The 17,332-nt window shown below is 66.9% G+C and carries 17 protein-coding genes; 9 read left to right on the top strand and 8 right to left on the bottom strand.

Features of this window, described 5'->3' with window-relative positions; all coding sequences use genetic code 11:
* Nucleotides 1-95: 95 nt before the first annotated feature.
* Nucleotides 96-632: a YceD family protein gene (locus F804_RS15965; RefSeq protein ID WP_022707170.1), complete on the bottom strand. Its 537-nt coding sequence runs from the start codon at nucleotides 630-632 to the stop codon at nucleotides 96-98.
* Nucleotides 633-782: 150 nt separating this feature from the next.
* Here F804_RS15965 and F804_RS0107680 point away from each other — a divergent pair, with 150 nt between their 5' ends.
* Nucleotides 783-1,211 (top strand): outer membrane protein assembly factor BamE, encoded by a 429-nt coding sequence (locus tag F804_RS0107680; RefSeq protein ID WP_028725759.1) that lies wholly within the window; start codon nucleotides 783-785, stop codon nucleotides 1,209-1,211.
* Here F804_RS0107680 and F804_RS0107675 read toward each other — a convergent pair.
* Nucleotides 1,201-2,226: a serine hydrolase domain-containing protein gene (locus tag F804_RS0107675; protein ID WP_022707168.1), complete on the bottom strand. Its 1,026-nt coding sequence runs from the start codon at nucleotides 2,224-2,226 to the stop codon at nucleotides 1,201-1,203. The genes F804_RS0107680 and F804_RS0107675 overlap by 11 nt on opposite strands.
* Nucleotides 2,227-2,328: 102 nt before the next feature.
* On the opposite strand from F804_RS0107675, the gene F804_RS0107670 reads away from it, so the two are divergent.
* Nucleotides 2,329-3,069 carry an SseB family protein gene (locus F804_RS0107670; RefSeq protein WP_022707167.1) on the top strand — a complete coding sequence of 247 codons (741 nt, stop codon included), beginning with the start codon at nucleotides 2,329-2,331 and terminating at the stop codon, nucleotides 3,067-3,069.
* A 40-nt stretch (nucleotides 3,070-3,109) separates the two neighbouring features.
* Nucleotides 3,110-3,802 (top strand): CDP-alcohol phosphatidyltransferase family protein, encoded by a 693-nt coding sequence (locus tag F804_RS0107665; protein WP_022707166.1) that lies wholly within the window; start codon nucleotides 3,110-3,112, stop codon nucleotides 3,800-3,802.
* A gap of 16 nt (nucleotides 3,803-3,818) precedes the next feature.
* On the opposite strand, the gene F804_RS0107660 is transcribed toward F804_RS0107665, so the two are convergent.
* The 4 genes from F804_RS0107660 to F804_RS0107645 form a co-directional block, all read right to left on the bottom strand.
* Entirely contained in the window at nucleotides 3,819-4,007 is a 189-nt protein-coding gene (locus F804_RS0107660; RefSeq protein WP_022707165.1) for a hypothetical protein, read from the bottom strand.
* 116 nt (nucleotides 4,008-4,123) lie between these two features.
* Entirely contained in the window at nucleotides 4,124-5,398 is a 1,275-nt protein-coding gene (fucP, locus tag F804_RS0107655) for an L-fucose:H+ symporter permease (RefSeq protein WP_022707164.1), read from the bottom strand.
* 135 nt (nucleotides 5,399-5,533) lie between these two features.
* Nucleotides 5,534-7,078, bottom strand: a complete 1,545-nt coding sequence (locus F804_RS0107650; protein WP_022707163.1) for an alanine/glycine:cation symporter family protein — start codon at nucleotides 7,076-7,078, stop codon at nucleotides 5,534-5,536.
* 37 nt (nucleotides 7,079-7,115) lie between these two features.
* On the bottom strand, nucleotides 7,116-7,550 hold the full coding sequence (locus F804_RS0107645; protein ID WP_022707162.1) for a universal stress protein: 435 nt from the start codon (nucleotides 7,548-7,550) through the stop codon (nucleotides 7,116-7,118).
* Nucleotides 7,551-7,934: 384 nt separating this feature from the next.
* Between F804_RS0107645 and F804_RS0107640 the strand changes: the two genes are divergently transcribed.
* The 6 genes from F804_RS0107640 to rodA all read left to right on the top strand — a co-directional run bounded on the left by F804_RS0107640 (nucleotide 7,935) and on the right by rodA (nucleotide 15,318).
* Nucleotides 7,935-9,491 (top strand): 2-isopropylmalate synthase, encoded by a 1,557-nt coding sequence (locus tag F804_RS0107640; protein WP_022707160.1) that lies wholly within the window; start codon nucleotides 7,935-7,937, stop codon nucleotides 9,489-9,491.
* Between the two features lie 204 nt (nucleotides 9,492-9,695).
* Nucleotides 9,696-10,730: a rod shape-determining protein gene (locus F804_RS0107635; RefSeq protein WP_022707159.1), complete on the top strand. Its 1,035-nt coding sequence runs from the start codon at nucleotides 9,696-9,698 to the stop codon at nucleotides 10,728-10,730.
* 22 nt (nucleotides 10,731-10,752) lie between these two features.
* Nucleotides 10,753-11,694 carry a rod shape-determining protein MreC gene (gene mreC, locus F804_RS0107630; protein WP_022707158.1) on the top strand — a complete coding sequence of 314 codons (942 nt, stop codon included), beginning with the start codon at nucleotides 10,753-10,755 and terminating at the stop codon, nucleotides 11,692-11,694.
* A complete protein-coding gene (locus F804_RS0107625; RefSeq protein ID WP_022707157.1) occupies nucleotides 11,691-12,212 on the top strand; it encodes a hypothetical protein in 522 nt (173 codons plus the stop codon). The genes mreC and F804_RS0107625 overlap by 4 nt, the downstream gene beginning before the upstream one ends.
* A gap of 15 nt (nucleotides 12,213-12,227) precedes the next feature.
* Nucleotides 12,228-14,174, top strand: a complete 1,947-nt coding sequence (mrdA, locus tag F804_RS0107620) for a penicillin-binding protein 2 (RefSeq protein WP_022707156.1) — start codon at nucleotides 12,228-12,230, stop codon at nucleotides 14,172-14,174.
* A 4-nt stretch (nucleotides 14,175-14,178) separates the two neighbouring features.
* On the top strand, nucleotides 14,179-15,318 hold the full coding sequence (rodA, locus tag F804_RS0107615; RefSeq protein WP_022707155.1) for a rod shape-determining protein RodA: 1,140 nt from the start codon (nucleotides 14,179-14,181) through the stop codon (nucleotides 15,316-15,318).
* A gap of 21 nt (nucleotides 15,319-15,339) precedes the next feature.
* Here the strand turns inward: rodA and F804_RS16915 are convergent, their stop codons facing one another.
* Both F804_RS16915 and F804_RS0107605 read right to left on the bottom strand, forming a co-directional pair.
* The gene (locus tag F804_RS16915) at nucleotides 15,340-16,533 is read right to left on the bottom strand and encodes a Hint domain-containing protein (protein WP_022707154.1); all 1,194 of its coding nucleotides are present in this window, start codon (nucleotides 16,531-16,533) and stop codon (nucleotides 15,340-15,342) included.
* Nucleotides 16,534-16,663: 130 nt separating this feature from the next.
* Complete coding sequence (locus F804_RS0107605) at nucleotides 16,664-17,308, bottom strand: DUF2062 domain-containing protein (protein WP_022707153.1); 645 nt, start codon at nucleotides 17,306-17,308, stop codon at nucleotides 16,664-16,666.
* Nucleotides 17,309-17,332 lie beyond the last annotated feature (24 nt).

Here is a 17,332-nt window from a genome sequence, read left to right as displayed (position 1 = left end):
GGGGATGCAAGCCGCCATTTGGCGTCCTTCTGTTGCATCCGCGACACGGGGCACCGGCCGGGGGATTCGCCCGACGGGCCGCGAATCCCCCGCGCTCAGGACTCCTGGTCCTTGCCCCCCAGCAGCTTGTCGAGATCGGCGAAGGGGCGGCGGGTATCGACCGGGGCTGCGTCCTCGTCGGATGCGGGGGCGTCCAGTTCGGCATCGGGCGCGCGCGGATATTCGGGCAGCGCAAGGCTCAGAGCCTCGGTCATGATGGCGGTCAGGTCGATGAACTGCCCGAGCGGCTCCAGATCCTCGTCGGGCATCTCGATCTCCTCGCCCTCGGGAATGTGAAGATCGGGCGCGAAGCGCAGCGAGACCGGGCTTTCGACATCGCTGCGCACGGGCTTGAGCGTGACGACGCAGGGCTGGGTGACGCGGGCCTTCAGGGTGCCGGTCAGCTTCCAGCCCTCGCGGCCCTCGGCGCGGACATTGCCCTGGAAATCCAGCCTGGACAGCTGTTCCAGCCCCAGTTCGCCGGCGATGGCCTGGCGCGCATCGGCATCGGGACGCAGGTGGAAGGGGTTCGCGGCATTGGGGTTCAGATGCGCCACGCGCAGGCGCTGCGGATGCGATGCGGGATCGGTCATGGGGCCTCGGGGGTTGGCTCGGGGACGGGTGCGCTGCGCGATCACGTCCGGATTGACATTCTTGAGCGCGGGTGCCGAGTTTGCTAGGCAAGGCAAGCCGCGTCAACCGCCCCAAGGAGAGACCACATCATGCACGCCATCAGAAGCCTGATGACATTGGCATTTCTGGCGCTTCTGGGCGTCGCGGCCTGTTCGCCGACCTATCGCAACCACGGCTATGTCCCGCCCGAGATCGACCTGGCACAGGTCCAGGTGGGCCAGACCACCCGCGAGGATCTGCCCGCGCTGATCGGCCGTCCCTCGGCCCAGGGGCTTCTGACGGGGTCGGGCTGGTACTATGTCGGGTCGCGCTGGCGCCGCATCGGCCCCGCCGCTCCGCAGGAAATCGAGCGCCAGGTCGTCGCCGTGTCCTTCGCGGAATCGGGCGTCGTCAGCAATGTCGAGCGTTTCGGCCTGGAGCGCGGGCGTATCGTGTCGCTGTCGCGCCGCGTGACGGATGGCAGCGTGACCGAGATCTCGTTGATCGGTCAGCTTCTGGGCAACCTGGGCAACTTCCAGGCCGCCGACTTCATCGAGTGATGCCGTCGGCCGAGGCGACCAACTCGCGCGCAAGCGCGTGCAGGTCGTCGCGGTACCCGGTCCGTGCCGAAGGGCTGTCGGGGTCCGAGGTGATGGCGATGGCCATCGCGGCCCTGTCGCCCATCCGCGGCAGGACATAGATCATCTGCCCGCCATATCCCCAGCCGAACCGCACGGGCCGTCCGGCCATCGAGCCGATGAACCAGCCATAGCCGTATCCCTGGCCGCTGAAGACCGACCGGGTCCGCCTGCGCCAGCTGTCCTCGATCCAGGTTTCGGGAATCACCTGCCTGCCGCCTGCCATGCCGTGACGGGCATAGGCCGCGCCGAAGGCCAGCAACGACCGCGTGCTCATCGCCATCTGGTTGCCGCCCAGGTAGATGCCCTGTGGATCGCGGTCCCATCCGGTGATCCGGAAGCCGGGGATCTGTCCCAGCCAGTCGCGCGCGGTTTCCAGCAGCGGGCGTTCCGTGATGCGCGTCAGGATCGCCGCGACCAGATGGGTCGAGGCCGTGGAATACTGCATCCGCTGACCGGGATCCTGCACGAAGGGTGCGGCCAGCGCGGCGCGGACCCAGTTGTCGCTGGCGACCCACCGGCCGTAATTCGGCCCCGATTGCCGTTCCAGCCCCGCCTGCATCGACAGAAGCTGGCCCAGGGTGATCTCCTGCAGGCGCGGATCGGGGTCGGCGGGCAGGTCGCGGCGCAGCAGCGGCGCGATGCGCTGGTCCGGCCCCTCCAGCAGGCCCTTGCCAATGGCGATGCCCGCCAGCGCCGAGATGACCGATTTCGAAGCCGACTTGATGTTCGTCGGATCGTCCGGGGTGAACGCGCCATAGCCCTGGGCCGCGACCTCCTTGCCGCCAGTGCCGTCCTCGCACCAGACGGCGACGGCCCGCAGGCGGTCCAGCCTGCGCGCATCGACAAGGATGTCGCCCAGCCCGGCATGCGCGATGCGCGGGGCGGCAAGGCATGACGCCGCAGCGGCGCCGAGGATCAGGCTGCGTCGATTCATGGCGCGGATATTGCGACCATTCCGCACCGGGTTGCAATCGCGGCTTGCCCTGCAAGGGCCGCAGGGACTAGGGCAGGGCGATAAAAGGAAGGTGAGGGGCCCATGACCGCGCTCGATGATCTTGCAACCGTGTCGTTCCACGATGCGCCCTCGGCGCTGCGCGCCAGGATGCTGTCGCGGCTGGCGGATACCGAGCTGTTCGTGGCCCTGACCCGCGACCCCGAGGGCGACGAGATCGAGCTGCGGACCTTTCCGCTGGACGAGACCCCCGTGGCGCTGGCCTGCGATGCCGAGGATCGGCTGGCGGGCTTCATGGGCGGACCGGTCGCCTATGCCGCGCTGCCGGGGCGGGTGCTGGCGGATCTTCTGCGCCGGCAGGGCACCGGGCTGCTGGTCAATCCGGGCCACCCGTCCGAGATGCTGCTGGATGCGGGTCTGCTGGACTGGCTGGCCGGGGCGCTGTCCTCCGCGCCGACCGCGGACGAGGCGCGGCTGCGCCTGACCGCGCCCGCGCCCGTCACCGTCAAGGCGCTGGTCCAGCCGCTGTCCGAACGGCTGGCCGACATGCGCGGCCTGATCGCGGGCGCCGCGCTGGTCGGCGTCGGAGGAGAGGCCGACGGTCCGGCCTCGCACCTGCTGCTGATCGCGGGCGCCCCCGACGACCGCCAGCCCGCCATCGCCAAGGCCCTGTCCGAGACGCTGGCCTTCCTGCCCGAACAGCCGGGCGGGGTCGATATCAGCTTCTCGGATGCGGATGTTCCCGTCTCGGCGCTGCGCTTCGATCTGAGCCTGCCCGAACAGCCCGAGCCGCCGAAGCCGAAAGGCCCGCCTATCCTGCGCTGATCCGGTTGCGCAGCCAGCCGCAAGCTGCGACAACATCGCGATGCAGATCCGTCACAAAGCACTTGCCGTCCATCTTCTGACCGCCACCGGGGCGGTCCTGTCCATGCTGGCGATGCTGGCGGCCGCGAACGGCGAATGGGCGCTGATGTTCCTGTGGCTGGTCTTCGCCTTCGTCGTCGACGGGATCGACGGTCCGCTTGCGCGCCGCTACGACGTCAAGCGCAACTTCGCCGCCTATGACGGCGTGCTGATGGATCTGATCATCGACTATCTGACCTATGTGTTCATCCCGGCCTTCGCGCTGTTCCAGTCGGGCCTGCTGTCGGGCTGGACGGGCTGGCTGGCGATGATCGCCATCGTCTATGGCAGCGTCGTGTATTTCGCCGACAGCCGGATGAAGACGCTGGACAACAGCTTCGCGGGCTTTCCGGGCTGTTGGAACATGGTGGTGCTGGTGCTGTTCGCCGTCAGGCCGCACTGGGTCGTCATCCTGGCGATCGTCATCGCGCTGACGGTCGCGATGTTCACCAACATCAAGTTCATCCACCCCGTTCGGACCGAGCGCTGGCGCGCCATTTCATTGCCGATGGCGGTCCTGTGGGTCGCCTTCGCGGCGCGTGCGGCCTGGGTGGATTTCCACCCCTCCAGCTGGGCGATCTGGGGCCTGGTGATCACCTCGGCCTGGCTGCTGGTGGCGGGCGCCGCGCAGCAGCTGATCCCCGCCCGTCGCTGACGGCCCCGCGAAGGTCTCAGGCGGGCAGGCCGGCCACGCGGCGCAGCATCCGCAGCCAGCCCATCGGGCGACGGCCCCGCGCATGGCGCGCGTTCAACGCGGCGATCTGGTGGGGCAGCATGAACAGCCCCTCGGTCGGGCGGGCGGTGCCCTTCATCATGCGGCGGCCTTCTTCCGTGCCATAGATCCCGAAATGTCCAAGCATGTTGCGATCCTTCTGTCGTTCACATGCCCTATGTTTGCGCAAACACGGAATTGGACAAGCCCGGTTCGCCGCAATGCCGCATTGCGGCAGGCACATGGCGAACCGGAAGATCGGCGTCAGCCCCGCGCGGGATGACGCAGGTCGAACAGGCCGAAGCCCGCCACCACGAGGAAGCACAGCCCCGGCACGACATAGCTGACGGCCGCGCCATAGGCATCCAGCGTCGCGCCTTGGATCAGCGGCATCAGAGCCCCGCCCAGGATCGCCATGACCAGCCCCGCCGCGCCGAACTTGGTGTCGTCGCCCAGCCCATGCAGCGCGATGCCGTAGATGGTCGGGAACATCAGCGACAGGCATGCCGACAGCATGACGACCGCCCAGACCCCGATCAGGCCGGGATCGGAGGCCGCGAAGAAGCACAGCGCGGTTCCCGCCAGCGCCATCACCGTCAGCAGCAGCGCCGGACGGATTACCCCCATGATGCCCACCATGACGAATCGCGAGATGAGGAACACGATCAGGCTGGCCTGAAGGTACCAGCCGGCCTGCGCCTCGGTCCCGCCAACGGTGCCGATCACGTACTGGATCGTGAAGGTCCAGGCGCAGGTCTGCGCCGCGACGTTGAAGAACTGCGCCAGCACCCCGAAGACGTAATGGCGGTTGCCCATCAGCCGCTTCAGCGTGCCGCCGACCTGGACGTCGGCCGCGCTCGAGGCCACGGCCTCGCGTTCGGCGGGCATGCGCATCATGGCCATCAGCACCCAGATCGCCAGCAGCACGAAGGCGAAGCCGACATAGGGGGTCATGACCGCAGACAGTTCGGCCTGCTGGATCGTGCGCAGGGCCTCGGGGGTCATCTGCGCGCGTTCGGCATCGGTGGCGGGGTTCAGCTGCGGCAGGATCAGCGTGGCCGCAAGGAACACGCCGATATTCGTGCCGACGGGGTTGAATGCCTGCGCCAGGTTCAGGCGGCGCGTGGCGTTGCCTTCCGGGCCCATCGCGATGACGAAGGGATTGGCCGAGGTTTCAAGGATCGACAGGCCACCCGCCAGCAGGAACAGCGCGGCCAGGAAGAAGCCGAAGGTCATCGCCTGCGCCGCCGGATAGAACATGAACGCCCCCGCGATCGCGCAGCCCAGGCCCGTCAGCACGCCGGTCTTGTACGAGAAGCGGCGGTTGATGAAGGCGGCGGGCAGTGCCAGCAGGAAATACGCCCCGTAGTAGGCGAACTGCACGAAGGACGCCTGAAGCGTGGACATCGAGAAGATTCGCGAGAAGACCTGCACCAGCGGGTCGGTCATGTTCGCGGCGATGCCCCATGCGGCAAAGCAGGTCGTCAGCAGAATGAAGGGCATACGCATGCCCGGATGCACGAAACGCGGCTGGCTCATGGCCCTGGTCCTCCTTGGCGGTCCCCGACGGGTGGCGCCTCTTGGCACAGTTGGGCGCTAACAGCCATCCGCGATGCACGAAAAAAGGCGGGCATCCGCTTGGATGCCCGCCCGTTCAGCTTCGTGACGCAAGCGTCAGTCGAACTTGCGGATCGCCCCGCTGCGCAGACGCGAGAGATAGCTGTTCATCTCGGACTTCACGATCGGCATCAGTGCATAGAGCGCGATGATGTTGACCACGGCCATCGCGAAGATCGCGGCGTCCGAGAAGTCGATGACCGGACCCAGGTTGGCAGCCGCGCCGATGACGACGAAGCAGCAGAAGATGACCTTGAAGATCAGCTCCTTGGTCTGGCCCTCGCCGAAGAGGAAGGTCCAGGCCTTGAGGCCGTAATAGCTCCAGGAGATCATGGTCGAGAAGGCGAACAGGACCACCGCCACGGCCAGGATGTAGCGGAACCAGCCGAAGGTCTGGCTGAAGGCCGCCGAGGTCAGCGCCACGCCGCTGTTGCCCGATTCGGTGGCGATCGCGGTGCCGGCCTCGTTCAGGACGAACATGCCGGTTTCGGGGTCGGTGATCAGCTGGCCGGTGATGATGATGACCAGTGCCGTCATGGTGCAGATGACCACGGTGTCGATGAAGGGCTCCAGAAGCGAGACGATGCCCTCGGTCACGGGTTCCTTCGTGCGCACCGCGCTGTGGGCGATGGCGGCCGAACCGACGCCCGCCTCGTTCGAGAAGGCCGCGCGGCGGAAGCCCTGGATCAGCGCGCCGATCGCACCGCCGACCGCGCCGTCCCAGGTGAAGGCGCCGCGGAAGATCTGGCCGAATGCCGTGCCGATCATGTCATAGTTCATGGCGATGATGATCAGCGCCGTGCCGACATAGATGACGGCCATGAAGGGCACGACCTTCTCGGTCACGCTGGCGATGGACTTCAGGCCGCCCACGATGACCAGGAACACGATGACCGCCATGACGACGCCCGTGATCCAGCCCGGATAGTCGCCGACCACGTTGATCAGCTGCGCATGCGCCTGGTTCGACTGGAACATGTTCCCGCCGCCGAAGCTGCCCAGGATGCAGAAGATCGCAAACAGGATCGCAAGGATCTTGCCGCCCGGCAGGCCGCGTTCGGCAAAGCCCTTGGTCATGTAGTACATCGGACCGCCCGAGACGTGGCCGTCCGCGAACTCGTTGCGGTATTTGACGCCCAGGGTGCATTCGGTGAACTTGGTCGCCATCCCCAGAAGACCCGCGAGGATCATCCAGAAGGTCGCGCCCGGACCGCCGATGCCGATGGCCACCGCGACGCCCGCGATGTTGCCCAGGCCCACCGTGCCCGACAGGGCGGTGGTCAGCGCCTGGAAGTGGCTGACCTCGCCCGCGTCGTTCGGGTCGCTGTAGCTGCCGCGCACCAGCGCAAGGGCATGGCCGAAGGCGCGGATCTGGATCAGGCCGAAATAGATGGTGAAGATGGTCGCCGCGATCACCAGCCAGCACACGATCCAGGGCACGTTGGTGCCGGGGAAGCTGCTGAAGATCAGGTTCACGAACCACCCGGTCGAGCTGGCGAAGATCTGGTTCACCGTCTCGTCGATGCCCTGCGCGGCTGCGGGCATCGCGCCGGATGCGCCCAGAAGGCCCGCCATGGCCAGGGTCTTGGTGAATGGTGTCATTGTTGTTTTCATCCCTGTTATTCCTTCACCACGCCGCTCAGGGCACGATGGTCACCGGCACGGGCGAAACCTGTGCCAGCGTTGCCGCGACCGAACCGAACAGCCGTGCGGCGATGCCCGATTCGCCCATGCGACCGATGAAGATCAGCGCCGCGCCCTCGTCATTGGCGATCCGGCACAGCGTCTCGGCGATGTGGCCATAGCGCATGGCCGTCGCGACGGGGACGCCCGCGGCCTGCACGCGCTTCAGCTCGGGGGCGAGGATCGCGGTCTCGGCGCGCTGCAGTTCCTCCTTGCGGCGACGGTGGCGTTCCTCCAGCTCGGTCGGCGAGAGGAAGCTGTAGGGCGACCATTCCAGCACATGGGCGATGACGATGCTGTCGCCCTGTGCCTGCGCCCGCGTTATTGCGAAGTCCAGCGCACGCCGCGACGCGTCGCTGCCGTCAAAACCGACGACGATCTTGCGTGACATTGTTCCCTCATCTGTTGGTTATCGTTCTTGTTGGTGCGTTCAGGATAACGTGAGGGCAGGGATTGTATCCAGACAAAATGTGACGTTTCGATGATAACAATCGCCGCCCCGCGAAACCCCGCCGCTGCCGGATCGGGGGATTTTTCGGCTTTTCAAACCGGGACATGGGCGGCATAGTCGCGCCCATGACACGGATGCGCCACATCGCCTCTGCCAGGAACGCCGCACGCGGCGTCCGTCCGGCCGTGAACCTCCGCGGTCTGCTGCTTCTTACGCTGCGCTGAGCGGGCTGCCCGGGCCACCGCTCAGCAAGGTCAGTGCCCGGGGTGACCCGAACAGACCAGACCTGACCCCGAAGGACGGGGCCGTAAGAAAGACGCCGATATGACCGACCAGAACCGCGTGATGATCTTCGACACGACGCTTCGCGATGGCGAACAGTCGCCGGGTGCGACCATGTCCCATGCCGAGAAGCTGGAAATCGCCCAGATGCTGAACGAGATGGGCGTGGACGTGATCGAGGCGGGCTTCCCCATCGCCTCCGAGGGCGATTTCGCCGCCGTCTCCGAGATCGCCAAGATCAGCGACCACAGCATCATCTGCGGCCTGTCCCGCGCGCAGCTGCCCGATATCGACCGCTGCTGGGAGGCCGTGAAGCACGCCCGCCGCCCGCGCATCCACACCTTCATCGGCACCTCGCCGCTGCATCGCGCGATCCCGAACCTGGACATGGACCAGATGGCCGAGCGGATCGAGCAGACCGTGACCCATGCCCGCAACCTGTGCGACGACGTGCAGTGGTCGGCCATGGACGCCACCCGGACCGAACATGATTACCTGTGCCGCGTGGTGGAGATCGCGATCAAGGCCGGCGCCAGCACGATCAACATCCCCGATACCGTCGGCTATACCGCCCCGCGCGAAAGCGCCGACCTGATCCGTATGCTGCTGGAGCGTGTGCCGGGCGCGGACGGGATCATCTTCGCGACCCACTGCCACAACGACCTGGGCATGGCGACGGCCAACAGCCTGGCCGCGGTCGAGGCCGGCGCCCGCCAGATCGAATGCACGATCAACGGCCTGGGCGAACGCGCGGGCAACACCGCCCTGGAAGAGGTCGTGATGGCCATGCGGGTCCGCAACGACATCATGCCGTTCCAGACGGGCATCGACACGACCAAGATCATGGGCATCTCGCGTCGCGTGGCGGCCGTGTCGGGTTTCCCGGTGCAGTTCAACAAGGCCATCGTCGGCAAGAACGCCTTCCTGCACGAATCGGGCATCCACCAGGACGGCGTGCTGAAGAACGTCGAGACCTTCGAGATCATGCGCCCTGCCGATATCGGTCTGAACGAGACCAACATCGCCATGGGCAAGCATTCGGGCCGCGCCGCGCTGCGCGCCAAGCTGAAGGATCTGGGCTACGAGGTCGGTGACAACCAGCTCAAGGACATCTTCGTGCGGTTCAAGGCCCTGGCCGACCGCAAGAAGGAGGTCTACGACGAGGATATCGTGGCCCTGGTCCAGGATGCCGCCGCCAATACCGGCGACGACCACCTGCAGGTCAAGCATCTGCGCGTCGTCTGCGGCAGCGACGGCCAGACCGCCGACCTGACCATGATCGTCGACGGAGAGGAAAAGACCGTCCACGCCACGGGCGACGGGCCGGTCGATGCCTGCTTCAACGCCGTGCGCCAGATCTTCCCGCATGACGCGCAGCTGAAGCTGTACCAGGTCCATGCCGTGACCGAGGGCACCGATGCGCAGGCAACCGTCAGCGTCCGCATGGAGGAGGACGGCCGCATCGTGAACGGTCAGGCCGCCGATACCGACACGATCCTTGCCAGCACCAAGGCCTATGTCGGGGCGCTGAACCACCTGATCATGCGCCGCGCCCAGTCGGGCCGCGACGGCAAGCAGATCAGCATGTACTCGCACTGAGGCGGTCGCGGGGCGGGCCAGGTGCCCGCCCCCGACGCGCGATATCCCGCCATTCTGCCCCTCAGGGGTCATCGGGGCTTTTCCGGTGCCGCCGACCGCTCTATACGGGGCCACGCCCATTTCAGGGCGATGCAGGGCCAAGGCCCTCAGCCGAACATCAGAATCAGGGGCAGGCCGGGCCAACCGGCGCGAAAGGATACGGGCATGGCATTCGGTGGTCTGTTTTCGACCGACATTGCGATCGACCTCGGGACGGCGAACACGCTGATCTACGTCAAGGGCAAGGGCATCATCCTGAACGAGCCTTCGGTCGTGGCCTACCACGTCAAGGACGGCAAGCGTCAGGTCCTTGCGGTGGGCGAGGACGCCAAGCTGATGCTGGGCCGCACGCCCGGCAGCATCGAGGCCATCCGCCCCATGCGCGAAGGCGTCATCGCCGATTTCGACAGCGCCGAGCAGATGATCAAGCACTTCATCAAGAAGGTGTTCAAGCGCACGACCTTCTCGAAGCCGAAGATCATCGTCTGCGTGCCCCATGGCGCGACCCCGGTCGAGAAGCGCGCGATCCGCCAGTCGGTCCTGTCCGCAGGCGCCCGCAAGGCCGGCCTGATCGCCGAACCCATCGCGGCGGCCATCGGTGCGGGCATGCCCATCACCGAACCCACCGGCAGCATGGTCGTCGATATCGGTGGCGGCACCACCGAGGTCGCGGTCCTGTCGCTGGGCGATGTCGTCTATGCCCGTTCGGTCCGCATCGGCGGCGACCGCATGGACGAGGCGATCGTGAACTACCTTCGCCGCAACCAGAACATGCTGATCGGCGATTCCACCGCTGAACGCATCAAGACCAGCATCGGTACCGCCCGCATGCCCGATGACGGGCGCGGCGCCACGCTGATGGTGCGCGGTCGCGACCTGCTGAACGGCATCCCGAAGGAAATCGAGATCAGCCAGGCCATGGTCGCCGAGGCCCTGACCGAGCCGGTCCAGGCCATCTGCGAGGCCGTGATGGTCGCGCTGGAGGCCACGCCCCCGGATCTGGCCGCCGATATCGTGGATCGCGGCGTGATGCTGACCGGTGGCGGCGCGATGCTGGGTGAACTTGACCTGGCCCTGCGCGAGCAGACGGGCCTGTCGATCAGCCTTGCCGATCAGCCCATGAGCTGTGTCGCGCTGGGCACGGGCAAGGCGCTGGAGTTCGAGAAGCAGCTGCGCCACGTCATCGACTACGACAGCTGATACCGGAACCGGGGGACCCGCCATGTCGCGGACCAAGGGGCCTGATTTCGCAACGCCCGTTCGCCGCATCCTGATCGCGGTGATGGTGCTGTTGCTGGCCGCGCTGTTCCTTTTCTGGCGCATCGACAGCCCGCGTGCGGAACGCATGCGGGTCGCGATGATCGACGCCATCGTGCCGCGCATGGAATGGGCGCTGGTGCCCGTCACCCGCGTCAGCGAGATGGTGGCCGGCTTCCAGAGCTATGCGCGCCTGCACCAGCAGAACCAGGAACTGCGCCGCGAATTGCAGCGCATGTCCGCATGGAAGGAAGCCGCCGTCCAGCTCGAGCAGGAAAACTCGAAGCTGCTGGCGCTGAACAATGTCCGCATCGACCCCGCCCTGACCAGCGTGACGGGCATGGTGATGGTCGACAGCGGGTCGGCCTTCCGCCAGTCGGTGCTGCTGAATGTCGGATCGCGCGATGGCGTGATCGAGGGGTGGGCCGTGATGGACGGGCTTGGCCTTGTCGGGCGGATCGCGGGGGTCGGACGCTCGACCAGCCGGGTGGTGCTGCTGACGGACCCGTCATCTAGGCTGCCGGTCGTCGTGCAGCCGACGGGCGAACGCGCGCTGCTGACGGGTGACAACACCGCGCTGCCGCTGCTGGAATTCGTCGAAAGCTCGGACAATGTACGGCCGGGCGACCGGGTCGTGACATCGGGGGATGGCGGGGTCTTTCCCGCCGGCCTGCTGGTCGGGCAGGTGGCGCAGGGCAGCGACGGGCGGATGCGCCTGCTGATGGCTGCCGATTACGGGCGGCTGGAATTCCTGCGCGTGCTGCGGTCACACCCCGCCGAGGCCGTGGCCGACAGCGCCGCCGTCGTTCGTGGCGGGCAGGCCGGTCCCATCGGTCCGCAGCTGCCCGACAGCCCCGTCGAGGCCGCGCGCGGCACCGACCCGCTGGATACCGGAACCCTGCAATGATCGCGCTGCCGCCCCGCAGCATCGTCACGGGCATGGCGCTGTTCTGTGCGGCCTATGCGGCGCTGCTGTTCCTGCGGCTGCTGCCCCTTGCGCCGGGAATGATGGGCTGGCCCGGTCCCGACATGGGGCTGGCGCTGGTCCTGGCCTGGGTGCTGCGCCGCCCCGACCAGCTGCCCGCCATCCTGATCGTGCTGGTCGTCCTTCTCGAGGATGTGCTGCTGATGCGGCCGCCCGGGCTGTGGGCGATCTTCGTCCTTCTGGGCGCCGAGGCCGCACGTCAGCGCGAGCAGCGTTGGCGCGACAACGGTTTCATGGTTGAATGGCTGCGCGTGGCCGTGCTTGTCGGGCTGATGATGCTGGCCTATCGCGTGGTCCTGATCCTGTTCCTGCTTCCGGTCGCGAATCTGGGGCAGGTGATCCTGCAATATTTGGCGACGGTCCTGGCCTATCCGGTCGCGGTCTTCGCCGCGCGCTGGCTTCTGGGCCTGCGTCGCATCCGTCATGGCGAAGGCGCCTGAGCTTCGGGGGCACCGATGAAGAAATCGCAACGCGAAATCATGGACAGCAGCCGCCAGATCACCCGGCGCGGGCTGATGCTGGCGGGGGTGCAGGTCGCCACGGTGACCACGCTTGCCCTGAAGATGCGGTCGATGCAGCTGGACCACGCCGAGGAATACCGGATGCTGGCCGATGGCAACTCGATCAAGATGCGGCTTCTGCCGCCCGCGCGCGGCCTGATCCTGGACCGCAACGGGCTGGTCATCGCGAACAACGAACAGAACTATCGCGTCACGCTGACCCGCGAAGAGGCCGGCGGCGATGTCGAACCCGTGCTGCGCCGCCTTGCGCAGCTGATCCCCATGAGCGACGCGCGCACGGACGAGCTGCGCGACGAGTTCTCGAAGCGCAGCGCGGTGACGCCCATCGTGCTGGCCGACCGCCTGTCCTGGGAACAGTTCAGCGCGATCGCGGTCAATGCGCCCTCGCTTCCCGGCGTGATGCCCGAAAGCGCGCTGTCGCGGGCCTATGTGCGGGGCGGCGATTTCGCGCATGTCGTGGGCTATGTCGGGCCGGTCAGCGATTACGACCTGTCGCGGATCGAGGATCCGGATCCCGTTCTGCGCCTGCCCGATTTCCAGCTGGGCAAGATCGGCGTCGAGGGCCGGATGGAAGAGGTCCTGCGCGGCAAGGCGGGCGCCCGCCGGGTCGAGGTGAACAGCACCGGCCGCGAGATGCGCCAGCTGTCCCGCCAGGAGGGCGAGCAGGGCGCAACGGTCCAGCTGACCGTCGATGCCGCACTTCAGAACTATGCCGCGCAGCGCATGGGCGAGGAAAGCGCGGCAGCCGTCGTCATGGATTGCGCCACGGGCGAGCTGGTCTCGATCTGTTCGTCGCCCAGCTTCGACCCGAACAAGTTCGTGCGCGGGATCTCCAGCAAGGATTACCGCGCGCTGATGGATCACGACCACCGCCCGCTGGCCGACAAGACGGTGCAGGGCGTCTATCCGCCGGGATCGACCTTCAAGATGGTCACGCTTCTGGCGGGGCTGGAGGCCGGCGTCATCAACGGCGGGTCGCGATATTACTGCCCCGGCTATACCGAGCTGGGCAGCCGCCGCTTCCACTGCTGGCGGCGTGGCGGGCACGGGTCCGTCGATGCCATCACAAGCCTCGAACAAAGCTGCGACGTCTATTACTATGAACTGGCGCAGCGGGTGGGGATCGACCGGATGGCCGCGATGGCGCGCAAGCTGGGGCTGGGCCAGCGCCACGACCTGCCCATGTCCGCCGTGTCCGAGGGGATCGCCCCCGACCGCGCCTGGAAGAAGGCGCGCTATGACCAGGCATGGCAGATCGGGGACAGCCTGAACGCCTCGATCGGGCAGGGCTATGTCCTTGCCTCGCCGCTGCAACTGGCGGTGATGACGGCGCGGATCGCGACCGGGCGGGCGGTCTCGCCCTCGTTGATCCGCTCGGTCGACGGGGTGCGGCAGGACATCGCCGAGGCCCCGGCGCTGGACATTTCCGACAGTTCGCTGCGCATCGCCCGGATGGGGATGGAGGCCGTGATGAATTCCAGCCGCGGCACCGCCCGTTCGTCGCGCATCATCCGCGAGGAATGGCACATGGCCGGCAAGACCGGCACCAGCCAGGTCCGCAACATCACCGCCGCCGAACGCGCGCGGGGCGTCGTGTCGAACGACCAGCTGCCCTGGAACCGCCGCGACCACGCGCTGTTCGTCTGCTATGCCCCCTACGAGGCGCCGCGATACGCGGTCTCGGTCGTTGTGGAACATGGCGGGGGCGGCTCGACCGTGGCCGCGCCCATCGCGCGCGACATCCTGCTGTTCGCGCTGAACGGGGGGCTGCCGCCCCTGGACGCCGTGCCCTCGGACCAGCGCGCCGCCATGCAGGCCCGCCACGAGGCGATGAGCCTCTATACCCCCGAGGCCCCGCGGCCCGGACGCAGCAGGGCCTGAGCCGATGTCCTATCTCGATTACAAGGTCGCGCAGGTTCCGACCGGATTCCGCAAGGTGCTGTACATCAACTGGCCGCTGGTCCTGCTGATCACGGCCGTCTGCTGCATCGGGTTCCTGATGCTGTATTCGGTCGCCGGTGGCAGGCTGGACACCTGGGCCGAGCCGCAGATGTACCGCTTTGCCGTCGGCATGGTGATCATGCTGACGCTGGCCTTCGTGCCGATGTGGTTCTGGCGGGGGATTTCGGTCGCGGCCTATGTCGCCTGCTTCCTGATGCTGATCGCGGTGGACCTGTTCGGGGTGATCGGGATGGGCGCACAGCGCTGGATCGATATCGGCCCCATCCGCATCCAGCCGTCCGAGCTGATGAAGATCGCCCTCGTGCTGCTGCTGGCGGCCTATTACGACTGGCTGGACCTGTCCAAGGTCTCGCGGCCCTTCTGGGTGCTGCTGCCGGTGATGATGATCCTTGCGCCCACGGCGCTGGTGCTGATGCAGCCGGATCTGGGGACCTCGATCATGCTGATCACGGGGGGCGGGATCGTGATGTTCGCCGCCGGCGTATCGCTGTGGTATTTCGGCGCCGTGATCGGGGCGGCGGTCGGGCTGGTCTATGCGGTGATGGTCAGCCGCGGAACCGACTGGCAACTGCTGAAGGACTACCAGTTCCGCCGCATCGACACCTTCCTCGATCCGGGCGCGGACCCGCTTGGCGCGGGCTACAACATCATCCAGAGCCAGATCGCCCTGGGGTCGGGGGGCTGGTCGGGGCGCGGCTTCATGCAGGGGACGCAGTCGCGGCTGAACTTCCTGCCCGAGAAGCATACCGACTTCATCTTCACCGTCCTGGCCGAAGAGTTCGGCTTCATCGGCGCCTCGTCGCTGCTGATCCTCTACATGCTGATCCTGGGCTTCTGCCTGTATTCGGCGCTGTCGAACCGCGACCGTTTCGCAAGCCTGATCACCATCGGGATCAGCGCGACCTTCTTCCTGTATTTCTCGATCAACATGGCGACGGTCATGGGGCTGCTGCCGGCCAAGGGCTCGCCCCTGCCGCTGGTCAGCTATGGCGGCACGTCGCTGATGATCCTGATGCTGGGCTTCGGGCTGGTGCAATCCGCCCATGTCCACAGGCCGAGGTGACCCCGGCCCGTCAGGCAGGGTTCATGCGGTGCGGGCCAAGTCGTCCGCCCGCGACATGACCGTCTGGTCCAGCGCGGCATCCGCAAGATCGCGCGCCTCGGCGACACGCAGGACGCGGTAGGGGGCAGCCCCTGCGCCATGCCGCGCGACGGCGCCGATGAAGCCCGGGCCCGACTTGCGGGCGATCTGGCCGTGCAGGAAGGATTCGGTCCAGGCACCGTCCGACCGGATCACCACATGCCCATCGAACAGCAGGTGCACGTAGCGGACCGAACGGCAGCCCGTCATCCTGCGCACAAGGGGGCGGTCCTCCAGCCCCTTCGCGGGGGCAAGCGCGATGCTGCCGTCCTGTTGCGTGACGGCGATGCGGTGCTGCGGGGACAGGATCAGGCTGCGTTCGGGAATCCCCGCCCCAAGCGAACCCGGCTTGAACTCGACCGGTTTCTGCTTCGGGTCCGCGCCCGCCGCGAAGTCCAGGTTCCGCCAGAGGATCGCGCGGATCGGCTGCAATCCGTGGTCCAGCGTTTCCACCAGGTCACCGACCTTCAGGCTCTCGACGCTGCGGTCGCCCTGCGCCGTCGCGATCATCGCGCCGGGCGTGAAGCAGGGCACGAACACGCCCAGATAGAGATATGTATCCGTCGCGGCATCGTACTGATAGGAAGACCCCGCATTCTGGTCGGCCTGGACCGGGCTTGCCTCGACCGTGCCGACCAGGTTTGTGCCGGGGAACCCTGTCAGGGTGGCGACGTCGAAGGGGGCCGACGACATGTTGAAGACGATGTAATCCCCGCTCGAGGGGTCCAGAAGGATGATGGCCTCGCTTTGGGTGCCCGCACTGCCCTCGGTCAGAAGGTTGGTGCTGACGCCCCCCGCACCCGATTCGACGCCGCCCTGGGATGCCTCCTGCGCCCAGGAGGGTGCGGTTCCGGTGATCTCGTTGACGATATACAGCGTTTCGCCCGGCTGTATGACAGTGCCTGCCGGAAAGGTATGGTAGAGCCCATCGACCGGACTGTCCGGCGCGCCCCCGCCCGCACTGTCCGACCAGACCTGCCAGCCCGATATGTCGATCGCGGTGCTCGTGGTGTTCGTGAAGGAGACGAATTCGTCCTCTTGGGTCGCCGTTCCGTCGCCGTCGGTATCGAAGACCGCCCCGCCGGAATTGTCGCCATAGATCTGGCCAAAGATCACGCCGTTCAGTGCCACAGGCATCGTCACACTCCCATCGTTCACCTTATCCCAAGGTTAGGCGAGGTCCGAACTGGCGCAAGCGAAGATTTCCGAGCCGTTTCAGGGGCCTTATCCGAAAGTGTAGTCGGCATCGCGCGGTCTGCGGCGGTGATCAGCGGTCACCCTCGGCGCGGCGCTTGGCGGCGGATTCGGCAAAGCGCGCGATGCGTGCGGCCATGCGTTTCTCGCGCCGCTTCTGATAGGCGATGAAGATGGGCACGGTCAGGTAATGCGTCGCGACGGACACGCCCAGACCCAGGATCGATCCGCCCACGACATAGGGCCAGAAGATCTGCGCGAAGAAGTCCGCCAGCCGATGCCAATGGGCGATCTCGGGGCCGAAGGCGGCGCCGATATTGTGCCACAGCTCGGTCGAGGCATGCGAGAATTCGCGGAAGATGAAATGCGGCGACATGCGCCCCGGCAGGCCCAGGATCTCTCGGCCGAAGCCCACGGATACCAGCGCGATGAAGGGCAGGGTGACCGGATTGCCGATGAAGGTCGCCAGCAGCGCCGCAAGGATGTTGCCGCGGATCACCCAGGCGACGGCGGCGGCCGACAGGAAGTGGAAGCCGAAGAGCGGCGTGAAGGACACGAAGACCCCCGCCGCGACCCCGCGCCCGATCCTGTGGGGGCGGTCCGGCAGGCGGCGCAGGCGGTGCATGACATAGGTCCCTGCGCGACGCCAGCCGCCGCGGGGATAGATCATCTCGCTGGCGATCTGGCCATAGCTGCGCGGCTTGCGACGTTTGAACACGGATGCCCCATCCGACGGTGGTAC

The organism is Paracoccus zeaxanthinifaciens ATCC 21588, from assembly GCF_000420145.1.
Classification (GTDB): domain Bacteria; phylum Pseudomonadota; class Alphaproteobacteria; order Rhodobacterales; family Rhodobacteraceae; genus Paracoccus; species Paracoccus zeaxanthinifaciens.
The sequence above is the reverse complement of the archived record's forward strand: the minus strand, read 5'-3'. Positions and strand labels throughout refer to the sequence as shown.

Bases quoted from the DNA above. Each gene is read 5' to 3' on its own strand.
- F804_RS15965 (WP_022707170.1), bottom strand. From the start codon at position 632: ATGACCGATCCCGCATCGCATCCGCAGCGCCTGCGCGTGGCGCATCTG.
- F804_RS0107680 (WP_028725759.1), top strand. From the start codon at position 783: ATGACATTGGCATTTCTGGCGCTTCTGGGCGTCGCGGCCTGTTCGCCG.
- F804_RS0107675 (WP_022707168.1), bottom strand. From the start codon at position 2,226: ATGAATCGACGCAGCCTGATCCTCGGCGCCGCTGCGGCGTCATGCCTT.
- F804_RS0107670 (WP_022707167.1), top strand. From the start codon at position 2,329: ATGACCGCGCTCGATGATCTTGCAACCGTGTCGTTCCACGATGCGCCC.
- F804_RS0107665 (WP_022707166.1), top strand. From the start codon at position 3,110: ATGCAGATCCGTCACAAAGCACTTGCCGTCCATCTTCTGACCGCCACC.
- F804_RS0107660 (WP_022707165.1), bottom strand. From the start codon at position 4,007: ATGCTTGGACATTTCGGGATCTATGGCACGGAAGAAGGCCGCCGCATG.
- fucP (WP_022707164.1), bottom strand. From the start codon at position 5,398: ATGAGCCAGCCGCGTTTCGTGCATCCGGGCATGCGTATGCCCTTCATT.
- F804_RS0107650 (WP_022707163.1), bottom strand. From the start codon at position 7,078: ATGACACCATTCACCAAGACCCTGGCCATGGCGGGCCTTCTGGGCGCA.
- F804_RS0107645 (WP_022707162.1), bottom strand. From the start codon at position 7,550: ATGTCACGCAAGATCGTCGTCGGTTTTGACGGCAGCGACGCGTCGCGG.
- F804_RS0107640 (WP_022707160.1), top strand. From the start codon at position 7,935: ATGACCGACCAGAACCGCGTGATGATCTTCGACACGACGCTTCGCGAT.
- F804_RS0107635 (WP_022707159.1), top strand. From the start codon at position 9,696: ATGGCATTCGGTGGTCTGTTTTCGACCGACATTGCGATCGACCTCGGG.
- mreC (WP_022707158.1), top strand. From the start codon at position 10,753: ATGTCGCGGACCAAGGGGCCTGATTTCGCAACGCCCGTTCGCCGCATC.
- F804_RS0107625 (WP_022707157.1), top strand. From the start codon at position 11,691: ATGATCGCGCTGCCGCCCCGCAGCATCGTCACGGGCATGGCGCTGTTC.
- mrdA (WP_022707156.1), top strand. From the start codon at position 12,228: ATGAAGAAATCGCAACGCGAAATCATGGACAGCAGCCGCCAGATCACC.
- rodA (WP_022707155.1), top strand. From the start codon at position 14,179: ATGTCCTATCTCGATTACAAGGTCGCGCAGGTTCCGACCGGATTCCGC.
- F804_RS16915 (WP_022707154.1), bottom strand. From the start codon at position 16,533: ATGCCTGTGGCACTGAACGGCGTGATCTTTGGCCAGATCTATGGCGAC.